The following is a 19721-nucleotide window of genomic DNA, read 5'->3' as shown; positions in this document are numbered from 1 at the left end:
TTGCTGCGGGTCAGCCATAGCGGTTGAGGACGCTCACGCCATGCGGGCAATGCCATCGGCGCAAAGACATGCCGGACGTACCTTAACAGACGGTCGTTCCCTCAGGGAACCGGAACCCTATCGGCGCGTTTCCGTGAGGAAGCAATGGGGCTTCGGGGACCTCACCGCATGGGCATCGCCAATGGCATCCGCAAACAAGCAAAGAAGATCGCCATCGGCGAACGCCACACCAGCGCCTGGGCACAGTCGCTGAAGGAGGCTGCGGAAGAACTGCCGCCGCCGCCGCTGCACCGGCTGGAAAAAGACGGGCTCGACGTCAGCATGGCCTGGGCGATCATCGGCATCTTCGGCATTCTCTTCCTTGCCGCCGTCTACCTGATGTCACTGATCCTCATTCCGATCACACTTGCCGTCGTCGTCGGCATGATCCTCGGCATGGCGGCAGAAAAGCTCAGCAAGATGGGTGTGCCGCGGCTTGCCAACGCCTTCATCCTGTCAAGCAGCGTGGCGCTGGTGATCTTCCTGCTGATCAACTCGCTTGCCGACCCGCTGATGACGCTTGCCAATGAAGGGCCGGCCTTCGCCGAGCGAACCATCAACCGCGTCATGCCTTATCTGGAACGTATCAGATGGCTGCATATCACGCCGGCGACATTCGAAAGCGGGTCGATGTCAATCGGTGCGCTGCTCGAAAACACTGGCAACGTGCTGCATGTGGTGACCACCAACCTGACGCCGGCGCTGGTGCAGGGATTGATCTTCTTTGCGGCGCTGCTTTTCTTCCTCGCTGGTCGGGTCAACCTGCGCAAGACGATCATCATGACCTTCCGCACCCGCACGCAGCGTCTGGCGGCGATCCGCGTCATCAATGCCGTCGAGCAGGTGCTCGGCTTCTATTTCGCAACGGCCTCGCTGATCTATGTCGGGCTCGGCGTCGTCATGACTGTCATCGCCTATGCCGGCGGGCTTTCGGCCCCGGTGCTCTGGGGCTTCTTTGCCTTCGTGTCGAGCTTCATCCCCTATCTCGGCATCACGCTGATGACGCTTGCCGTCGCGGTCGCCGGCATCCTGACCCACGACGGCCTCCTTATCGGCCTGATGCCGGCGGCAGCCTTCTTTACCGTGCATCTGCTCATGGAGAACCTGATCTTCCCCGCAGTGATGGGACGGCGGCTGGAAATCAATCCCTTCGTCGTCTTCCTCGCCATCCTGTTCTGGACATGGATGTGGGGCGCCGTCGGCGCCATGCTGGCGCTGCCGCTCTCGCTGATCGTCATGACTGTCATCGACGAACTGCTGATCGAGGAAAAGCCGCAGCCGCAGTTGCCGAAATGATCAACCGGGGGGACGTCAGTGGCATCTGATCTCGATCTTGCCGAATCCGATCACGACCAGATGGTGAGCGGGCGTTCTCTTTGGGGGAAAAGCGGCATACGGCCGGAATGGCGGCCGATCGACCAAAGCTTTTCCACCGACGTCGCCGTGATCGGCGGCGGCATCACCGGTGCCTTGGTTGCAGAACATTTGACGGCCCGCGGTTTTTCCGTGGCGCTCATCGACCGGGAGGAGCCCGGTTTCGGCAGCACCGCGGCGAGCACGGCGATGCTGCAATGGGAAATCGACAGCACGCTCACCGAACTCGAGGACTATTACGGCTTCGAGCGCGCGGCCGGCATCTACCGCCGCAGCGGTGCCGCGGTCGCCGGCCTTTCCAAGCTGATCGCCGCCAACGGGATCGCCTGCAGCTTCCGGCCGCGCAACACGCTCTATCTGGCCGACGGCCGCGAAGGCGCGCGCGACCTCCTGGAGGAGCGCCAGCTTCGCCGCCGGGCCGGCCTGCCCGGCGTCTATCTTGAACATCCCGATCTCTTCACACAATTCGAGCTCGACCGGGATGGCGCGATCTATTCGCCGGGTTCGGCGGAGTGCGATCCGCTGCTTCTGACCTGGGCCCTGATCGAGATGGCGGTGCGGCGCCGTGCGCGGCTGGTCAACGCTTCCGTGACCGCGCTTCACAGCGAAGGCGATCGCGTCACGGCAGAGACCGATGGAGGCCACGTCATCGAGGCGCGGCGTGTCGTGCTGGCGACCGGCTATTCGATGCCGGGTCTCGACATGCCGAAGCTGCACCGCTCGAGTTCAAGCTGGGCGCTCGCCACCGTGCCGCAGGATCCGGCAAATTTCTGGCGCGACAGGGCGCTGATCTGGGAGGACAGCCACCCCTACCTCTACATGCGCACGACGGCGGACAATCGCATCGTCGCCGGCGGCGAGGATGACGATACCACGGATGCCGAGATACGAGATCGGAAGCTGCCGGCCAAGACCATGGCGATCCAGGAGAAGATGAAGCGGCTGTGGCCGAAGGCGGATACGCGGGTGGAACACGCCTGGTGCGGCACTTTCGGCGAGACGGTCGACGGTCTGCCGCTGATCGGCCCGGTGCCGGAGACGCCGCATGTGTTCGCCGCCTATGGCTACGGCGGCAACGGCATTACCTTTTCCTACCTCGCCGCGCAGATGATCGGCGCCATGCTCGCCGGCATGCAACGGGATTGGTTCGAGGATTTTGCGCTCGACAGGGATGGACCGGGTTTGCGCCGTTTTGGAGAGGGTTTGGTGCGGGCCGGGAATGAGCTGAGGTAAGGTCCCACATTGACTGTCGTGGCGTGGACACCCCTCTGCCCTGCCGGGCAGAGGGGTGTTCCCCACGGCATTCCTTCAGCCGGAGAATCACTCCGTCGTCTTGTCGTCGCCGGTGTCCTCGACATCCTCGAGCCGGACGAACTCCGTGCCCTTCGCCTTGAGATCGACCAGCGCCTTGGCCACCCCCTCGCCGGCCGCATGGGTCGGCTGGTTGATATGGGAGATGACGACATCGCCGTCCTTAGCCGAGGCGATGCGCTTTTCGGTGATCACAGCCCCGAGCAGCGAGCCGCCGTCGCCGTTTACCGAATAACCGGCAATGCGATAGCCCATGGCGCGGATCTCTCCGATGGCGGAAAGATCATATTTGGCGGTCGAGCCGCGGAACCAGTGCGGCGCCGGGATGCCGGCTGCGACCATGGCGGCAGCGCCGCCTTCGACTTCCTGCCGCACCGCCTGCGGCGAGCCGGCGGAGGCGATGCCATAGATCAGCGTCGGCGTGTCGACGGCCGGAATATGGTTTTCGCCGTGGTTTTCAAGTTCGAAGAGATCGGGGTTTTGCAGGAAGACGGCAAGTGCTGCGGGATTGCGCTTCAGCCAGCGGGCGGTGACGAAGATCGTTGCCGGGATACGTTCACGCACCAGTGTCGAAAGGATGCGCTCGTCCGCCTGCCCCATGCAGGCATCGAAGGTGAGCGCAATGCGGGCATGGCCGGCGAGGTTGGAACGGGCGATGTGCAGATGCGGCTCGACGAGCTTTGGCGCCGGCGCCTTCGGGGCCGGACTGATTGCAGCCGGGACCGGACTGACTGCAGCCGGGACCGGACTGGCTACCGCCGGCGCGGCTGACGGAATTCCGTCCGCGAATACAGCGGAGATGCTGACGAGAAGGAACGCCGAAGCGAACAGGATGCGGTTCATATAATGGGTTTCTATGATTCGAGCTGCCGATTTTAGCGGCAGCTCTCCCCCGGCGCCATGCGGCCGGATGTCACCGCAGCCGCTTGGACGGGCAGGACCGCATCAATCACCGTATCAATCATAGAGATAATACTTGTTCCACTTCTCGCGCGGCACCTTCTCGCCGATCTCGTAATTGAGCTCGCGCACGTTGATATGCTGCGGACCGGTGATGCAATTGTAGGAGAGATGGTACCAGTCGCCCTTGCTGCGGAAGACGGCACCCGGCGCGTCCAGCGAATTGTCGCCAGGGATCGGGTCCTTGAAGGTGTAGGCGATCACCTTGTCGGGCTTGAAGCCGGTGCTGTCCTTGTTGATGCGGCTCATCGCCTCGGTGTCGCAGCTCTGTTCCAGGCGGGTCGAGGGATCGAGTTTTTCCAGCTGCTTCTTGATGGCGGGATCGACGGCAAAGGCGGGGGCTGCAAGGCTTGCGAGGGATAGAAACAGGACCAGACGTTTCGGCATTGCGGAGAAATCCCTTACTATTCTGCAATTTTCACCCTACCGCCGACAGCTTGCCGGGAGCTTGGCACGTGCAAATTCACTGAGATAGCGGACTTTCTTAAATATTGTGGTGACATCAAGGCAAGGTGGGCCGGGCGTCCTCCTTGTCTGTGGAAGGGCACCTCTACCCTTGCCGCAGCCTTGCCGCTTGATCCGGGACCAGTGGGCCTCTATCTCTTGCCAACCCGACATTCCGACCCGGAGCCATTCCTTGTCCGTTTTCAAGAGCCTGCCGACACCGCCTGCCGCACCGAAGAAGCCCACCTCCGATACGCGCCACGGCATCACCCGCACGGACGACTATGCCTGGCTGCGCGCCGACAACTGGCAGGCGATGTTCAAGGATCCGTCGATTCTCGACCCTGAGATCCGCCGCCATCTCGAAGCCGAAAACACCTATATGAACGCGGCGATGGAGGACACCAAGCCTCTGCAGAAGGTGCTGTTTGCCGAAATGCGCGGCCGCATCAAGGAAGACGACAGCTCGGTGCCGATGAAGGACGGCGCCTATGCTTACGGCACCTTTTATGTCACAGGCGGCGAACAGCCGCGTTATTTCCGCATCGCCCGCGACGGTAATGTCGCCGACGAATCGATTCGCACGGTGCTGCTCGACGGCGACAAGGAGGCGGCCGGCAAGGCCTATTTCCGTCTCGCCGGTCTCGACCATTCGAGCGATCACGGCCGCGGCATCTGGGGCTATGACGACAAGGGCTCGGAATTCTTCACGCTGCAGGTGCGCGACCTTTCGACTGGGCAAGACCTTGCCGACCGGATCGAGAATACCGGCGGCGGAGGCGTCTGGGCGCCCGACGGCAAAAGCTTCTTCTATTCGGCGCTCGACGAAAACCACCGGCCGTCGAAGGTGTTCCACCATATTCTCGGCCAGCCGCAGTCGGAAGACCGGCTGGTGTATGAGGAGCCGGATGCCGGCTTCTTCATGGGCGTCGGCGGCTCGCTGCTCGACGATTTCATCTATATCGACATTCACGACCACGAGACCAGCGAATACCGGCTGCTGTCGACCAAGGACCTGACAGCCGAGCCGAAGCTGGTGGCTGCGCGCGAGGAAGGCATCGAATATTCGCTGACCGAGGGCGGCGACGTCTTCTACATCCTTACCAATGATGGCGGTGCCAAGGATTTCAAGATCATGGAAGCGCCGGTCGATAATCCGGTCAAAGAGAACTGGCGCGAAGTGGTCGCCCACAAGCCCGGCACGCTTGTTATCAGCCACATGGCCTATGCCCGCCATCTTCTGTGGCTGGAGCGCAAGGACGGGCTGCCGCAGATCATGATCCGCGATCGGGCGACCGGCGAGGAACATGCGATCGCCTTTGCCGAGGAAGCCTATTCGCTGGGACTGCAGGGTGCGGCGGAATACGACACGGATATCATCCGCTTCTCCTATTCCTCGATGACGACGCCGTCGCAGCTCTATGACTACAACATGGTGACGCGCGAGCGCACGCTGTTGAAGACGCAGGAAGTGCCGTCCGGCCACAATCCCGACGACTACATCACGCGCCGCGTCTTTGCCCCGGCACGGGATGGCGAGAAGGTGCCGGTCACCCTGCTCTATCGCAAGGATACCCCACTCGACGGCAGCGCGCCCTGCCTGCTCTACGGCTATGGCGCCTACGGCATCACCATTCCGGCCGGCTTCAACACCAATTGCCTGTCGCTCGCCGACCGCGGCTTCGTCTATGCGATTGCCCATATCCGCGGCGGCAAGGACAAGGGTTTTTCCTGGTACGAAGACGGCAAGATGGACAAGAAGACGAACACCTTCAAGGACTTCGTCGCAGCGGCCGACTATCTGAATCAACAGAAGTTCACGTCTTACGCGAAGATCATCGCCGAGGGCGGATCGGCCGGCGGCATGCTGATGGGTGCGATTGCCAACATGGCGCCGGAGAAGTTCGCCGGCCTCATCGCCGCCGTTCCCTTCGTCGACGTGCTCAACACCATGCTCGACGACACTTTGCCGCTCACCCCGCCGGAATGGCCGGAATGGGGCAACCCGATCGACAGCAAGGAAGAATACGAGCAGATCGCCTCCTACTCGCCCTATGACAATGTCGACGCAAAAGCCTACCCGCCCATCCTGGCGCTCGGCGGCCTGACCGACCCGCGCGTCACCTATTGGGAGCCGGCCAAGTGGGTAGCGAAGCTGCGCGACAAGACGACGGGCAACGCGCCGATCCTGCTCAAGACCAACATGGACGCCGGCCACGGCGGCGCCTCCGGCCGTTTCCAGCGGCTGGAAGAGATCGCCTTTGAATATGCGTTTGCGATCAAGGTTGCTGGCAAGATGTAAAGCTCGGAGGAGCCGATGACGGTCTTTGTTGCATTGCTTCGCGCCGTCAATGTCGGCGGCGCCGGCTCTTTGCCGATGGCCGACCTGAAGGCAATCTGCGAAGGCCTGGGCTTTTCCGACGTGAAGACCTACATCCAGAGCGGCAACGTGCTTTTCCGCGCGGATGAAGCGGAAAAGGCGGTGGAGGAGCGGCTCGATGAGGCAATCGGCAAGAAGCTGGGCAAGCGGCCGGGCGTGATGGTGCGCAGCCGCAAGGAACTCGACGGCATCGTCGACGACGCACCCTTTCCCGACGCCAAGCCGAACTTCCTGCTCGTCTATTTCCTGCCCGAAAAGCCGCCCGGCGATGCGCTGGAAAAGATGGTGGCGCCCGACGGCGAGGAGGCGAAGCTCACCGGCCGGGAAATCTATGTGCATTATCCCAATGGTTCCGGCCGCTCGAAGTTGAAGCTGCAGGCGCTGAAGCCAGGGACGTCGCGCAATCTCAACACCGTGCGCAAGCTCGCGGAAATGGCGGCGGCGCTGGAGGACGGGGACTGAGCGCCGGCTAAGCCCTCGGCATCTCCGCCACCGGCAGGAAGAGCATCTTCACGAAGGTGCGGAGCATCAGCACCTGTTCGGCCAGCGTGTTCGGCTCCTTCAGCGTCTTCGACAGAACAATGCCGCCTTCCAGGACGGAGGACACCATGTCGGCGAGTTGGTCGACGTCGACGGGTTCGCGCGGCGGATAGACCTCCATGATCTCCCGAAGCATGCGGCCGAAACGCCGCCGCCAGGCGAGCACCGCATTCCGGTTGGTCTCCTGTATCTCCCGGTCGAACAACCGCTCGTAATAGCAGACAGTCGCCACCAGGCAGCCGGGATGGCCGTTCGGCAGGTCGGAGAGCAATTCGGACAGCAATTTCAGGCCGAGAAGGAAGGATTGCAGCGGATCGCCGGTCAGCTCGCGCGCGCGGCTGAAGATCTCATCGTAGATGCGCTCGTCATTTTCGATGTAGCGGTTGAGCAGCGCCTTGGCGAGCTCGTTCTTGTCCCTGAAATGATAGAAGAAGCCGCTCTTGGTGATGCCGGTCTCGGCGATCAGTTCCTCGATGGAGGTGCCGCCGAAACCCTTCTGCAAGACGGCCGCTTCGGCCACATCGAGGATGCGGGTCCGCGTTTCCTCGCCCTTTCGCATGTCCCCTCCTGTACCGCCGGTACAGTTTTCAGTGTTGCACGATCAGACCTGCCTCCGCCCCTGGCAGGATCGGTTGAAGCAAGCGATTGATATCAATCGGCAAAAGCCAAAACCGCCTGGAGTATACCTGAAGTCGCCTAGTTTGACAGCCGATTAAGCGCCAGAACATCATTCATCGACGACAGCCAATCGGGTATCGCGAGGGAGAGGCTTCAACAATGGCTAAGTACAGAAACGGTTTGCCGCAGCTCACAGGCGGCACCTTCATTACCGATGGCGGCATGGAAACGACGATGATCTTCCAGGAAGGGATCGAACTTCCGCATTTCGCCGCCTTCATATTGCTGGCTTCCGAAGACGGGCGGCAGCGGATGCGGAATTACTATCGCCGTTATCTCGATGTCGCCCGGCGGCACGGCACGGGCTTCGTGCTCGACACCGCCACATGGCGGGCCAATCCGGAATGGGGGCAAAAGCTCGGCTATACGAGCGAAGCCCTGAAGGCGGTCAACGAGGAAGCCGTCGACCTGCTCATCGGCTTGCGCAGCGCCTATGAGCGACCGGAGCAGCCGATCGTCATCAGCGGCGCCATCGGCCCGCGCGGCGACGGCTACAAGGCGGGCGTCATGGATGCGACCGAGGCGGAAGACTACCACGCCTTCCAGATCGCGGCTTTTGCCGGCACGGAAGCCGACATGGTGAGCGCCTTCACGCTGACCAATATCGACGAAGCGATCGGCGTGGCGCGGGCGGCACAGGCGCTCGGCATGCCCTCGGCCATCTCGTTCACGCTGGAGACGGATGGCCGGCTGGTGACGGGCCGCAGCCTTCAGGAGGCCATCGAGACGACCGATGCGATGACCGGCGGGGCGCCGGCCTACTACATGATCAACTGCGCCCACCCGACGCATTTCGAAACAGCGCTCGATCACGGAAGCGCCTGGGTAAAACGCATTTCCGGCATCCGCGCCAATGCCTCGACCATGAGCCATGAGCAGCTCGACAATAGCGAGACGCTGGATGCGGGCGATCCGGAAGATCTCGGCCGCCGCTACCGCAAGCTCATCGACCGCATGCCGGCGGTGCGCGTGCTTGGCGGCTGCTGCGGCACCGACCACCGCCATGTCGCAGCGATCTGCGAGGCATGCCTGCCGCAAGCGGCGTGACGACCTGTGAGGGAGGAGAGAATGACGATTGGGGGCACGATGATGCGTCAGCGCCGCTGGCACGATCTGTGGCTTGTGATCACGGGACGGCAGAGGCGCGGCGAGCCCGAGGCGGCCGTGGAGGTGGCGCTGCGGGATAGTGATCTCGCCTTCGACGGCCAGATGACCTACGGGCTCGATGCGGACCGGCGCGAGGGCCGGCCCTTGCGACGCAGGCGGCCGCGGGAGCCGGTCGGCTTCTGACGAAGAGAAAGGCGGCGTCAGCTTTCGGCGACGGCGCCTTTCGTCTGTTTGGCCTTGTAGCCGGTGATCTCCTCGCCGGCGGTCGGCGAGAAGCGCAGGTTCCAGAAAGTGGCGGTGATCGAGATGATGGTGACGACGATGAAGGCCGCCGAGAAATCGCCAAGGGCCGGCGTCTCAGTGCCTGACAAGGCCATGGAACCGTGCAGCGCCAAGGCGCCGATGCAGATGCCGAGCGATAGCATCAGCTGCTGGAAGGTGGTGTAGAAGCTGGTGGCCGAGCTCATCCGCTCCTTGCTGATCTCGTCATAGGCAATGGTGTTATAGGCCGTGAACTGGAACGACAGGAAAAAGGCGCTGAGCACCAGGACGATAAAGACCAGCGGCATCGGCCAATCCGGCCGGAAGGCGGCACAGAGGCCATAGCCGATCGTACCGAGGATGCCGTTGAGGATGAGGCTTCGCCGGAAGCCCAGCCGGCGGAAGACAAACTTCGCCATCGGCTTCATGGCGAGAGCGCCAAGAGCGGTCGCGATGATGATCTGGCCGGCCGCGGCCGCAGACAGGCCGAAGCCGATCTGGAAGAGCAGCGGCAGCAGAAAGGGCTGCGCCCCTTGCGTGATGCGGGTCAGCGAACCGGCAATGACCGACGTGCCGAAGCTCGGCACCTTCATCAGCGAAAAATCCATGATCGGCGACGGGTGCTTGCGGGCATGTCTGAGATAGGCGATGCCGAAGAGCAGGCCGATGGCGATCAGGAAGATCGAAAAGGCGCCCTCGCCCTCATGGCTCGACATTTCGAAGCCGAAGAGCAGCGAGCCGAGCGAGATGCCCGAGAGGATGAAGCCGATCGTATCGAAGGGACCGCTTGCCTTGCCCTTTACCTCGTCGATGTAGATCGAGACGAAGATCATGCCGATGATGCCGATCGGCACATTGATATAAAAGATCCAGCGCCAGTCGAGATAGGTGACGATGAAGCCGCCGAGCGGCGGGCCGACGATCGGGCCGATCAGCGCCGGCACGAGCAGCCAGGACATGGCACTGACCATATCCTTGCGGTCAACGCTGCGCATCAGCACCAGGCGCCCGACCGGCATCATCATCGCGCCGCCGATGCCCTGAAGCAGCCGCGCCAGAACCAGGAAGGACAGCGTCGGCGCCAGCGCGCAGAGGATGGAGCCGACGACGAAGACGGCGATTGCAGAGCGGAAAACGGTGCGGGAGCCGAAACTGTCGGCCATCCTGCCGCTTGCCGGAATGAAGATCGCGAGGCTCAGGAGATAGGAGGTCAGGGCGATCGACATGGCCGGGGCGCCGACGCCGAAATCGCGCGCCATGGTGGGCAGCGCGGTCGCAAGCACGGTCGCGTCGATGTTTTCCATCAGCATCGCACTCGCGACAATCATCGCGATCACCCGGAAATTGGGCGCGGCGCGCCGAACCATCGGCGCCTGGTAAATCTGATCCGACATCGTCCGGGATCACTCGCGGTGGCGCGGCGGAGCACACAAGGCAGCAAGGCCGCGGGGGATGACATGGCGCAAAGCCAAGGGGAGACGATTTGCTATACGCCCGCGATCATGGCGGCGCTATGTCGTTTATGGCAAAGCTGCTTTGACGAGAGGTAAAGGCAGATCACGATTCCTTGCATGGGTCTGATCTTCGTGAAGGTCTTCATCGCCCGGCTTGCACGGCATGCATCCTAGCCCTACCTATGAACCATGACCTCCGCCCTGCAGAAAAACCGGCCCGGTGCGGCCTTTCCGTTCGACAACAGCTATGTCGGCTTGCCGCCACACTTCTTTGCGGCGCAAGCGCCGACTGCGGTGGCGGAGCCCTGGCTGATCAAGCTCAACGAGGCGCTCGCTGCCGAACTCGGGCTCGACGTCGAGGCCTTGCGCCGCGATGGCGCGGCGATCTTTTCCGGCAATCTCGTTCCCGAAGGGGCCGAACCGCTGGCGATGGCCTATGCGGGGCATCAGTTCGGCGGCTTCTCGCCGCAGCTCGGCGACGGGCGGGCGATCCTGCTCGGCGAGGTCGTCGACCGCAGCGGCAAGCGCTACGACATCCAGCTGAAGGGCGCCGGGCCGACACCGTTTTCGCGTCGTGGCGACGGGCGGGCGGCAATCGGACCGGTATTGCGCGAATATATCATCAGCGAGGCGATGTTTGCGCTCGGCATTCCGGCCACACGGGCGCTGGCGGCGGTGACGACAGGCGAGCCGGTCTATCGCGAAGAGGTGCTGCCGGGCGCGGTCTTCACCCGCGTCGCGGCCAGCCATATCCGCGTCGGCACCTTCCAGTACTTCGCGGCCAGGGGCGACACCGATGGCGTGCGGGCTCTGGCCGACTATGTGATCGACCGGCATTATCCCGCGCTGAAAGAGGCCGAGAACCCCTATCTCGCGCTCTTCGATGCGGTCTGCGAACGGCAGGCGGCGCTGATCGCCCGCTGGCTGCATGTCGGCTTCATCCATGGCGTGATGAACACGGATAATATGACCGTCTCTGGCGAGACGATCGATTTCGGCCCCTGCGCCTTCATGGATGCCTATGATCCGGCCACCGTCTTCTCATCGATCGACCAGCACGGGCGTTATGCCTATGCCAACCAGCCCGGCATCGGCCAATGGAACCTCGCAAGGCTCGGCGAAACGCTGCTGCCGCTGATCGACGCCGAGCCCGACAGCGCCGTCGACAAGGCGAATGCGGTGATCAAGAGTTACGGCGAACGGTTCCAGGCGCATTGGCTGGCCGGCATGCTCGAAAAGATCGGCCTTGCCGGCGAAGAGGACGGCGATCTCGATCTGGTGCAGGCGCTGCTGTCGCTGATGCAGGCGCAGGGCGCCGATTTCACCCTCACTTTCCGGCGGCTGTCGGATCTTGCCGGCGATGACGCCGCAGAGCCTGAATTCGCGGCGAGTTTCCGCGAGCCGGATGCCTGCGGCGCGTGGCTTACGCAGTGGCGCGAGCGGCTCTCACGCGATCCGCAGACGGCCAGTGAGCGCGCCATTGCCATGCGCAGCGTCAATCCGGCCTTCATTCCGCGCAATCACCGCGTCGAACAGGCAATCGAGGCCGCCGTCGACAACGGCGATTTTTCGCTGTTCGAGGCGCTGCTGAGCGTGCTTTCGAAACCCTATGAGGACCAGCCGGGCTTTGCCGCCTATAGGGAACCCCCGAAACCCAGCGAACGGGTGCTTGCGACCTTCTGCGGAACGTGACAGGCGATCTTGCCCGTTTCGGTGGAGCATTTGTGCCACTGCGATCCGCTTCCAACCTGCCCGACGCCCGGTTCGGTGCATCCGTGCCCTGCGGCAATTGTGGCCGTTGAAAGGCATATCCTTCGCGCTATCTGCCTGATCGGCGGGACTTTTCCGCCGATCCTTCAGCCCGGCTAACCTCAGCGGGAGACAGCCTTATGGCGATCATCGTCACCTCCATCTTCTTCATCATCGTCGGTCTTACTCTCGGCGGCGGTGGGCTCTGGCTTGTCACGCTCGGCGGCAGCGTCTTCTATCTGTTCGCCGGGCTGATGTTCCTGATTACCGCCGGGCTGCTGTTGATGCGCAAGGCGGTGGCGCTCTGGGTCTATGCGGTGCTCGTCGTCGCAGCACTCGCCTGGGCGATCTGGGAGGTCGGCTTCGACTGGTGGCAACTCGGCCCGCGCGGCGGCATGATCATCCTGCTCGGGCTCTGGCTGCTGACGCCGTGGATCCGCCGGCCGCTCGGCCTGCGCAGCCCGACGGGCATTACCTATGCCGCCAACCCGTGGCCGCTCGCCGTGCCTGTCATCCTCGCCATCCTCGTCGCCCTTTATTCGATGACGACTGACCCGCATGATCTCGCCGGCGAACTGCCGAAGGATACGGTCGCCGCCAATCCCGCCTTCGGCGGCAGCGTACCGGATGGCGAATGGCATCAATACGGCCGCACGCCCTTCGGCCAGCGCTATTCGCCGCTCGACCAGATCACCGCCGAGAACGTCTCCACCCTCAAGGAAGCGTGGCGATACCAGACCGGCGACGTCAAGCGGCCGGACGATGTCGGCGAGACGACCTATCAGGTGACGCCGCTCAAGGTGAAGGACACGCTCTATCTCTGCACGCCGCATAACTGGGCGATCGCGCTCGACGCCAAGACCGGCAAGGAGAAATGGAAATACGACGCCAACTCCGGCATGAACCCCGACCGGCAGCATCAGACCTGCCGCGGCGTCACCTATTATGCCGATCCTGCCGTTGCCGCCGGCCAGCCCTGCGCCGAGCGCGTCTACCTGCCGACCTCCGACGCCCGGCTGATCGCGCTCGATGCTGCGGACGGGAAGGTCTGCACCAGCTTTGCCGATCAAGGCGTGCTGCATTTGGAAACCGGCATGCGCTACAACCCGGCCGGCTATTATTATTCCACTTCGCCGCCGGTCGCGGTGGCGGGCAAGATCATCGTCGGTGGGGCGGTCAACGACAATTATTCGACTGAGGAACAATCCGGCGTCATCCGCGCCTTCGACATCAATACCGGCGCCTTGGTCTGGAACTGGGATTCCGGCAATCCCGATCTGACGACGCCGATCACCGAGGGCCAGACCTACACGACCAACTCACCGAACAGCTGGTCAGTCTTCAGCGTCGATGAGGCGCTCGGCATGGTCTACATCCCGCTCGGCAACCAGGTGCCCGACCAGATCGGCATCAACCGCAGCGACAATGTCGAGAAATTTTCCTCCTCTATCGTCGCGCTCGATATCGCCACCGGCCAGTTGCGCTGGGTACGCCAGACAGTGCATCACGATCTCTGGGACATGGACGTGCCGGCCCAACCGGCGCTGATCGATCTGACGAAGCAGGACGGCACCGTTGTTCCGGCCTTGGTCGGCCCGACCAAGCAGGGCGATATCTATGTGCTCGACCGGCGCAGCGGCGAGCCGATCATCCCGGTCAAGGAAATACCAGCGCCAGGCGGCGCTGTCTCGGGCGATCATACCTCGCCGACACAGCCGATCTCGGACCTCACCTTCTCGCCCGAGCCGCTTCAGGAAAAGGACATGTGGGGCGTGTCGCTGTTTGATCAGATGGCCTGCCGCATCGACTTCCACCGCTACCACTATGAGGGCCGCTATACGCCGCCTTCGCTCAAAGGCACGATCGTCTATCCCGGCAATTTCGGCACCTTCAACTGGGGCTCGGTGGCGGTGGATCCGGAGCGGCAGATCATGTTCGGCATGCCGACCTATCTCGCCTTCACCTCGCGCCTGGTACCGGCCGCCGATATTCCGCCGCGAGGCCAGGACGAGAAGGGCAGCGAACAGGGGCTCAACCGCAATGACGGCGCGCCCTACGGCGTCTTCATGGGTCCCTTCCTCGGGCTGCTTCAAATCCCCTGCCAGGCGCCGCCATGGGGCTATGTCGCCGGCGTCGACCTGCGCACCGGCAAGATCGCCTATATGCACAAGAACGGCACCGTGCACGACATGACGCCACTGCCCCTGCCCTTCAAGGTCGGCGTACCCGGCATCGGCGGGCCGATGCTGACCAAGGGCGGCGTTGCCTTCCTGGGGGCCGCGGTCGACAACTACCTGCGCGCCTATGACGTGACGAGTGGCCGGGAGCTCTGGCAGGGACGGCTTCCCGCCGGCGGCCAGGCGACTCCGATGACCTACATGACTGATGACAACAAGCAATATGTCGTCATGGTCGCCGGCGGCCACGGCTCGGTCGGCACGACACCCGGCGACTACGTGATCGCCTATACGCTGCCTTGATGCGAGAGCCCCTTCTCCTCAAGAGAAGGCGCCGGCGCAAGCTCTAGGCATGGTTGCAACGCCATTCTCTCCCCGGTTTTCGGGGAGAGTTTTTATGGAAATCTCTAACAATATTCGCAACTATTACGGCATCGGCGGCCTTTTCGATCAGTCGGCCAAATCCAAGAATCAGCAGACGACGGACTTCACCAAAACGGCGCCCAATGCCGCGCCCGGTCTCGAGCCCAGCGGCACGCCGCCTTCGATCGCCAATACGATCTGGGCTCTTCAAAGCACCGGAGGCCCCTATATCAATCCGCCTTCCGACGACGAAGCGGCGGCCAGTGCTGCGCATGACGCCCTGGTCGACGAATTCTCCAAATGGGGCAACATGACGCCGGCGGAGTATATCCGCGCCCGCTATCTCGAGCAGCACGATCTGACCGAGGCCGATCTGGCCGCCATGCCGGCCGACCAGCGCGCCGCAATCGAGAAGGAAATCGCCGAGCAGATCAAGCGCGAGATGGCCGGTATCGAGGATGACGGCACCGAGACGGCGGACGACGTTCCGGCTGCTTGAGCGCTGGAAAATCTGCGCGTTTCGAACTGCAGTGCTTTTCTCGGGCTCCGTCCACGGCTGTCGGTTGGCGCCGACGGCTGCCCCTCACCCTAACCCTCTCCCCGTTCTGACGGGGAGAGGGGACGTGCCCTGCGAGAGGTTGGTGGAGAACCGAGAGGGTGCGGCATTCCCCTTCTCCCCGCAAGCGGGGAGAAGGTGGCGGCAGCCGGATGAGGGGCTGGTCTCGCCGAACTCCACGGCGGGATATCGCGTGACATTGAACTCCTGCTCGTGCATCAAACAGATGCTCTATCTCTTTGTTTTTACGTAACTCCTGGGAACCATGTTTCTGTATCTTTCATAGCTCACACCATCTCGACGATCATGCGGCCGACTTCGGCAAAGACCGGGTTGAGTTCCTTCGCCGGCACGGTCGCCTCGCTGATATAAACTGCTGCGACGATCGGACCGCGATCCGGTGGCCAGATCACTGCGATATCGCCGAGAGAGCCATTCGGCCCGGTGCCGGTCTTGTCGCCGACCTTCCAATCCGCCGGCAGGCCGGCCCGCAGCCGTTCCTTGCCGGTCGTGCTTGCCACCAGCCAGGCGATCAGCCTGTCGCAGGAGGCTTCAGTGAGGACCGAGCCGAGCGTCAGATTGCCGAGCGTGTCGAGCATCGCATCCGGTGTGGTCGTGTCGCGCGGATCACCCTTCCTGCCCTCGTTCAGCGTCGGTTCGGTGCGGTCGAGACGCGTCGTGCCGTCACCGATCGAGCGCAGCCAATCGGTCAGCCCCGCCGGACCGCCGAAACTTTCGAGCAGCAGGTTGCCGGCGGTGTTGTCGCTGACGGTCACCGCCGCCTCGCAGAGTTCGGCAAGGGTCATGCCATCGGTTCCGGCATGTTTTTCGCTGATCGGCGAATAGTCGACAAGCTTGTCCTTGCCGTAGCTCACCCGCCGGTCGAGGTTCTCCTCGCCCTTGTCGGCCCGGGCAAGCACGAAAGCGGCGGCCAGCGCCTTGAAGGTGCTGCACATCGGAAAGGCCTCGCTGCCGCGATAGCCGAAGGAGATGCTCGTGTCGGTGTCGAGCACCGAGACGCCGAGGCGGCCGCCGGTGCGTTTTTCCAAAGCGGCAAGGCGATGTTCAATATTGTCCTCGCCCTCACCTGCACTCTCTTTGGCACTCTCCTTGGCCCCCTCCTCAGCATTGGCTCGAAGCGTCAGCATGGGTAGGCACAATGCCGAGCCTATCAGCATGCGGCGGGTCAGACTGAGATCCATGAAATCCTCCGGCGAATCAGGAGGACAGAGCTAAGCAGCGATTGCGGCGACTTGTCGTTCCCGCGGCGACCTTTGTCGTCCGCCGAGCGATGTCAATCTTCCGTCGAGCGATCTTGTCGTCCGCCGAGCGTCTCGGCCCGCCCCGATCATGCGGCGCGCGTGACCTCGACCGTCACATGCGACAATTCCTCCACCGCCGAAAGCCTGCCCTTGTAAAAAGCCGGATCGCGCGGCTGCGAGGTGAGGACGGCAACGATTGCGGCATGATGGCCGGGCCCGACCTGCCAGACATGCAGATCGGTGATCCGGTCGTCCTCCGTCTCGATGGCGCCGCGGATTTCGGCCGGCAGCGTCTCGCCTTCGGGGACGACGTCGAGAAGGACGCCGCCCGAGGATTTCATCAGGCTCCAGGACCAATTGGCGATCACCAACCCGCCGACGATGCCCATCAGAGGATCGAGCCAGAGCCAGCCATAGAGGCTGCCGAACGTCAGCGCCGCTATGGCGAGCACGGAGGTCAGGGCATCGGCGATGACATGCAGATAGGCGGCGCGGATATTGTTGTCGCCGGTCATTGCGTGATGGGCATGGTCGCCATGTCCGTGATGATGATGGCCATGGGCATGACTGCCATGCCCGTGATTGCCATGCCCGTGATGCGCATGATTGGCGTGCGCGACATGGCCGCCGCCGGCCAGCAGCCAGGCGCTCACCAGATTGACGGCAAGACCGAGCACAGCCACGGCGATTGCCTGGGCAAAGCCGATCGGCACGGGATTGGAAAGGCGCAGCAGGCTCTCCCAGGCCATCAGCAGGGCGATCAGCGCGAGGACGATGGCGCTGGCGAAGCCGGCGAGATCGCCGAGCTTGCCGGTGCCGAAGGTGAAACGCGGATTGCGCGCCTGCCGGCGGGCGAAGAGATAGGCGAGTGCGGAAATCAGCAGTGCGCTGGCATGGGTCGACATGTGCCAGCCATCGGCGACGAGCGCCATTGAGCCGTAGACGGTGCCGGCGGCGATTTCCGCCACCATCATCACCGCCGTCAGCGCAATCACCAGCCAGATGCGCCGCTCGTTGCGCGCATGATCAGTGCCGAGGAAGACGTGATCATGTTCCATGGCATCAATTCCAGCTTTGTCGATTCCGGCACTCATGACAGGCTCCTTCGTCGCTTTAACTCTTTGTTTTTGCACAATTCTCGGCAAAACCACTTCGCGCTTTGCCTGGGAAACCCGCTTCACACTTTCATGGAATTGCTCAGCGCATATAGGTTCTCAAGACTTCCGATATTTCCTCGACCGCCTCTGCCCTGGCCGCATCGTCGGCGGCATTCAGCACATGCTCGCGCAGGTGATCGTCAAGCACCTCGCCGGTCAGCCCGGTCAGGGCGCCGCGGATCGAAGCGAGCAGTTGCAGGATCTCGCCACAGGGGCGCTCGGCCTCGAGCGCGCGCTCGACCGCCTCCATCTGCCCCTTCAGGCGACTGATGCGGGCGACGAGCTTCTTTTTCTGCAGGGTGGTGTGGGACATGATGGGCTCGCATATAGCATAGGGGGGTATGGTATCAAGAGTGAAGCCGGAGCTCAATGCCTGTGATGGGCTTGATCCGCCATTGACAAAGCCCGCGTTTCCGACGATCTATGATCCATGATCAAGAACGCGCACCAGAGCCGCTCGTATTTTTGGCTGTACCTGTAAAGGGCGGCCGGACAAGATCATATTGTCAACAAGCCGCCGTCAGGCGGCTTTGTTGTATCGGCAGCGTCCTGACGGCAGACTATCAAAGGACGCGAAGACCATGACCGAAATCGAAGACAGCGAAATTTCACTGATGCGCCCATCGGTGGTGACGATCCGCGCCGCCAAGCCGCGCGACCTGCCTGAACTCGGCGAGATGATCGCCCTGCTTGCCGCCCATCACGGCGATGCGGCTGCTACAACGCCGGAGCAGTTGGAGCGCGACCTCTTCGGGCCCCTGCCCTGGATCAATGCGCTCGTCGCCGAGACCAGCGAAGGGCTGATCGGCTATGCCATTCTCGTGCCGCTCTACAGGGCGCAGGAAGGCAAGCGCGGCATGGACCTGCACCACCTCTTCGTACGTGACGGCCATCGCGGCCACGGCACCGGCCAGTTGCTCGTCGACCGGGCGCGCGAGACCGCCCGCAATGCCGGCTGCGGCTACCTCTCGGTCAGCGCGGCGACCGGAAACGTGCTGGCGCACCGCTTCTACGAACAGCTCGATTTCACCCCGCGTCCGGTGACCGGCATGCGCTACATGCAGTCGATCGCCTAAAGCGCGTGCGCAAAGTGAGCGGCGTTGCGATAGCGGGGTGCGTTGACATAAAGGCCTAAAGCGCGACGAGCGAATCTGAAAGATTGCGACGCGCTTCAGGGCTGGAAGGCATGAAGCGGCCGCCCGGGTTTGTGCAAGGACCGGCTTCAGCCAACTGACAATTATCGAATTGCATGAGGAGCTTTTATGCCAGATTTCAAACTACATTGCTTCGCTCTCTCGGGGAACTGTTACAAGGTCGCGCTCTTCCTCACACTTGCCGGCATCGAGTGGGAGAGCATTTTCGTTGACTATCTGGGTGGCGAAACACGCACCGAACAATGGCGAAAAACCATAAACGAGCAGGGCGAAGCCCCTGTGCTCGAACATGGCCAAACGAAGATCAGCCAATCGGGGATCATCCTGGACTACTTGTCAGAGATGACAGGCCACTTTGGGGCGCAGACAGCCGAAGAACGGCGTGACATCATGCGTTGGATTCTTTTCGACAACCATAAATTCACGAGCTACTACGCGACGCTGAGGTTCATGTATGGCCTCCAGAAGAGCGGCGAGACGCCCGTCGTCGAGTTTTTGAGACTGAGAGCCAAAGCTGCCTATGCCATTGTTGACGAACATCTGGCGCACCGGGCCTTCATGGTCGGCGACCGGCTGACAATCGCAGACCTCTCTCTGGCGGGCTACGTCTTCATGCCGGAGGAAACCGGGATAGATCACAGCGCCTTCCCGGCTATCGCAGCCTGGAAAGATCGTATCAGCAAGATGCCCGGCTGGCGCCATCCCTATGATCTGATGCCAGGTCCCACCTCCCTATAAACAGGCGTGGGACCTTG

Annotated in this window: 18 protein-coding genes; 11 read left to right on the top strand and 7 right to left on the bottom strand. The window is 62.7% G+C overall.

The genetic code is table 11. The annotated features are described in order from the left end of the window. Positions 1-168 precede the first annotated feature (168 nt). Both RL_RS07110 and RL_RS07105 read left to right on the top strand, forming a co-directional pair. On the top strand, positions 169-1335 hold the full coding sequence (locus RL_RS07110; protein ID WP_011651073.1) for an AI-2E family transporter: 1167 nt from the start codon (positions 169-171) through the stop codon (positions 1333-1335). A gap of 18 nt (positions 1336-1353) precedes the next feature. Then, on the top strand, positions 1354-2646 hold the full coding sequence (locus RL_RS07105; protein ID WP_011651072.1) for an NAD(P)/FAD-dependent oxidoreductase: 1293 nt from the start codon (positions 1354-1356) through the stop codon (positions 2644-2646). Between the two features lie 87 nt (positions 2647-2733). Here RL_RS07105 and RL_RS07100 read toward each other — a convergent pair whose 3' ends face one another. Both RL_RS07100 and RL_RS07095 read right to left on the bottom strand, forming a co-directional pair. Beyond that, positions 2734-3567, bottom strand: a complete 834-nt coding sequence (locus RL_RS07100; protein WP_011651071.1) for a polysaccharide deacetylase family protein — start codon at positions 3565-3567, stop codon at positions 2734-2736. A gap of 114 nt (positions 3568-3681) precedes the next feature. After that, on the bottom strand, positions 3682-4071 hold the full coding sequence (locus RL_RS07095; RefSeq protein WP_003546591.1) for a DUF930 domain-containing protein: 390 nt from the start codon (positions 4069-4071) through the stop codon (positions 3682-3684). Positions 4072-4321: 250 nt separating this feature from the next. Here RL_RS07095 and RL_RS07090 point away from each other — a divergent pair, with 250 nt between their 5' ends. After that, on the top strand, positions 4322-6430 hold the full coding sequence (locus RL_RS07090) for a S9 family peptidase (protein WP_011651070.1): 2109 nt from the start codon (positions 4322-4324) through the stop codon (positions 6428-6430). Positions 6431-6445: 15 nt separating this feature from the next. Further along, positions 6446-6970, top strand: coding sequence for a DUF1697 domain-containing protein (locus tag RL_RS07085; RefSeq protein ID WP_011651069.1), 525 nt, complete (start codon positions 6446-6448; stop codon positions 6968-6970). Between the two features lie 7 nt (positions 6971-6977). On the opposite strand, the gene RL_RS07080 is transcribed toward RL_RS07085, so the two are convergent. Then, positions 6978-7607, bottom strand: coding sequence for a TetR/AcrR family transcriptional regulator (locus tag RL_RS07080; protein ID WP_003546585.1), 630 nt, complete (start codon positions 7605-7607; stop codon positions 6978-6980). A gap of 218 nt (positions 7608-7825) precedes the next feature. Between RL_RS07080 and RL_RS07075 the strand changes: the two genes are divergently transcribed. Then, positions 7826-8773 carry a homocysteine S-methyltransferase family protein gene (locus RL_RS07075; RefSeq protein ID WP_011651068.1) on the top strand — a complete coding sequence of 316 codons (948 nt, stop codon included), beginning with the start codon at positions 7826-7828 and terminating at the stop codon, positions 8771-8773. Between the two features lie 21 nt (positions 8774-8794). Then, complete coding sequence (locus tag RL_RS07070) at positions 8795-9016, top strand: hypothetical protein (RefSeq protein ID WP_028741549.1); 222 nt, start codon at positions 8795-8797, stop codon at positions 9014-9016. 17 nt (positions 9017-9033) lie between these two features. On the opposite strand, the gene RL_RS07065 is transcribed toward RL_RS07070, so the two are convergent. Next, positions 9034-10488: an MFS transporter gene (locus tag RL_RS07065; RefSeq protein WP_028741550.1), complete on the bottom strand. Its 1455-nt coding sequence runs from the start codon at positions 10486-10488 to the stop codon at positions 9034-9036. Positions 10489-10737: 249 nt separating this feature from the next. Here RL_RS07065 and RL_RS07060 point away from each other — a divergent pair, with 249 nt between their 5' ends. The 3 genes from RL_RS07060 to RL_RS07050 all read left to right on the top strand — a co-directional run bounded on the left by RL_RS07060 (position 10738) and on the right by RL_RS07050 (position 15336). After that, on the top strand, positions 10738-12240 hold the full coding sequence (locus RL_RS07060) for a protein adenylyltransferase SelO (RefSeq protein WP_011651066.1): 1503 nt from the start codon (positions 10738-10740) through the stop codon (positions 12238-12240). Between the two features lie 197 nt (positions 12241-12437). Further along, on the top strand, positions 12438-14777 hold the full coding sequence (locus RL_RS07055; protein ID WP_011651065.1) for a glucose/quinate/shikimate family membrane-bound PQQ-dependent dehydrogenase: 2340 nt from the start codon (positions 12438-12440) through the stop codon (positions 14775-14777). 94 nt (positions 14778-14871) lie between these two features. Continuing rightward, the gene (locus tag RL_RS07050; RefSeq protein ID WP_011651064.1) at positions 14872-15336 is read left to right on the top strand and encodes a hypothetical protein; all 465 of its coding nucleotides are present in this window, start codon (positions 14872-14874) and stop codon (positions 15334-15336) included. 344 nt (positions 15337-15680) lie between these two features. On the opposite strand, the gene bla is transcribed toward RL_RS07050, so the two are convergent. The 3 genes from bla to dmeR form a co-directional block, all read right to left on the bottom strand. Next, positions 15681-16595, bottom strand: a complete 915-nt coding sequence (bla, locus tag RL_RS07045; RefSeq protein ID WP_011651063.1) for a class A beta-lactamase — start codon at positions 16593-16595, stop codon at positions 15681-15683. Between the two features lie 146 nt (positions 16596-16741). Beyond that, positions 16742-17749: a CDF family Co(II)/Ni(II) efflux transporter DmeF gene (dmeF, locus tag RL_RS07040; RefSeq protein ID WP_041936231.1), complete on the bottom strand. Its 1008-nt coding sequence runs from the start codon at positions 17747-17749 to the stop codon at positions 16742-16744. Between the two features lie 103 nt (positions 17750-17852). Continuing rightward, positions 17853-18125: a Ni(II)/Co(II)-sensing transcriptional repressor DmeR gene (gene dmeR, locus RL_RS07035; RefSeq protein ID WP_003546569.1), complete on the bottom strand. Its 273-nt coding sequence runs from the start codon at positions 18123-18125 to the stop codon at positions 17853-17855. Between the two features lie 268 nt (positions 18126-18393). Here dmeR and RL_RS07030 point away from each other — a divergent pair, with 268 nt between their 5' ends. Together RL_RS07030 and RL_RS07025 are read left to right on the top strand one after the other, a co-directional pair. After that, on the top strand, positions 18394-18888 hold the full coding sequence (locus RL_RS07030) for a GNAT family N-acetyltransferase (protein WP_012756624.1): 495 nt from the start codon (positions 18394-18396) through the stop codon (positions 18886-18888). A gap of 186 nt (positions 18889-19074) precedes the next feature. Then, the gene (locus tag RL_RS07025; RefSeq protein WP_011651060.1) at positions 19075-19704 is read left to right on the top strand and encodes a glutathione S-transferase family protein; all 630 of its coding nucleotides are present in this window, start codon (positions 19075-19077) and stop codon (positions 19702-19704) included. Positions 19705-19721 lie beyond the last annotated feature (17 nt).

The sequence above is a fragment of the Rhizobium johnstonii 3841 genome, assembly GCF_000009265.1.
Classification (GTDB): Bacteria; Pseudomonadota; Alphaproteobacteria; order Rhizobiales; family Rhizobiaceae; genus Rhizobium; species Rhizobium acaciae.
Note: the sequence above shows the minus strand (reverse complement) of the source record. Positions and strands in the feature narration are given on the sequence as shown.

What these genes read in the sequence shown, in the direction of transcription:
- RL_RS07110 (WP_011651073.1), top strand. Translation starts at nt 169, where the DNA reads ATGGGCATCGCCAATGGCATCCGCAAACAAGCAAAGAAGATCGCCATC.
- RL_RS07100 (WP_011651071.1), bottom strand. Translation starts at nt 3,567, where the DNA reads ATGAACCGCATCCTGTTCGCTTCGGCGTTCCTTCTCGTCAGCATCTCC.
- RL_RS07095 (WP_003546591.1), bottom strand. Translation starts at nt 4,071, where the DNA reads ATGCCGAAACGTCTGGTCCTGTTTCTATCCCTCGCAAGCCTTGCAGCC.
- RL_RS07085 (WP_011651069.1), top strand. Translation starts at nt 6,446, where the DNA reads ATGACGGTCTTTGTTGCATTGCTTCGCGCCGTCAATGTCGGCGGCGCC.
- RL_RS07080 (WP_003546585.1), bottom strand. Translation starts at nt 7,607, where the DNA reads ATGCGAAAGGGCGAGGAAACGCGGACCCGCATCCTCGATGTGGCCGAA.
- RL_RS07075 (WP_011651068.1), top strand. Translation starts at nt 7,826, where the DNA reads ATGGCTAAGTACAGAAACGGTTTGCCGCAGCTCACAGGCGGCACCTTC.
- RL_RS07070 (WP_028741549.1), top strand. Translation starts at nt 8,795, where the DNA reads ATGACGATTGGGGGCACGATGATGCGTCAGCGCCGCTGGCACGATCTG.
- RL_RS07065 (WP_028741550.1), bottom strand. Translation starts at nt 10,488, where the DNA reads ATGTCGGATCAGATTTACCAGGCGCCGATGGTTCGGCGCGCCGCGCCC.
- RL_RS07060 (WP_011651066.1), top strand. Translation starts at nt 10,738, where the DNA reads ATGACCTCCGCCCTGCAGAAAAACCGGCCCGGTGCGGCCTTTCCGTTC.
- RL_RS07055 (WP_011651065.1), top strand. Translation starts at nt 12,438, where the DNA reads ATGGCGATCATCGTCACCTCCATCTTCTTCATCATCGTCGGTCTTACT.
- RL_RS07050 (WP_011651064.1), top strand. Translation starts at nt 14,872, where the DNA reads ATGGAAATCTCTAACAATATTCGCAACTATTACGGCATCGGCGGCCTT.
- bla (WP_011651063.1), bottom strand. Translation starts at nt 16,595, where the DNA reads ATGGATCTCAGTCTGACCCGCCGCATGCTGATAGGCTCGGCATTGTGC.
- dmeF (WP_041936231.1), bottom strand. Translation starts at nt 17,749, where the DNA reads ATGAGTGCCGGAATCGACAAAGCTGGAATTGATGCCATGGAACATGAT.
- dmeR (WP_003546569.1), bottom strand. Translation starts at nt 18,125, where the DNA reads ATGTCCCACACCACCCTGCAGAAAAAGAAGCTCGTCGCCCGCATCAGT.
- RL_RS07030 (WP_012756624.1), top strand. Translation starts at nt 18,394, where the DNA reads ATGACCGAAATCGAAGACAGCGAAATTTCACTGATGCGCCCATCGGTG.
- RL_RS07025 (WP_011651060.1), top strand. Translation starts at nt 19,075, where the DNA reads ATGCCAGATTTCAAACTACATTGCTTCGCTCTCTCGGGGAACTGTTAC.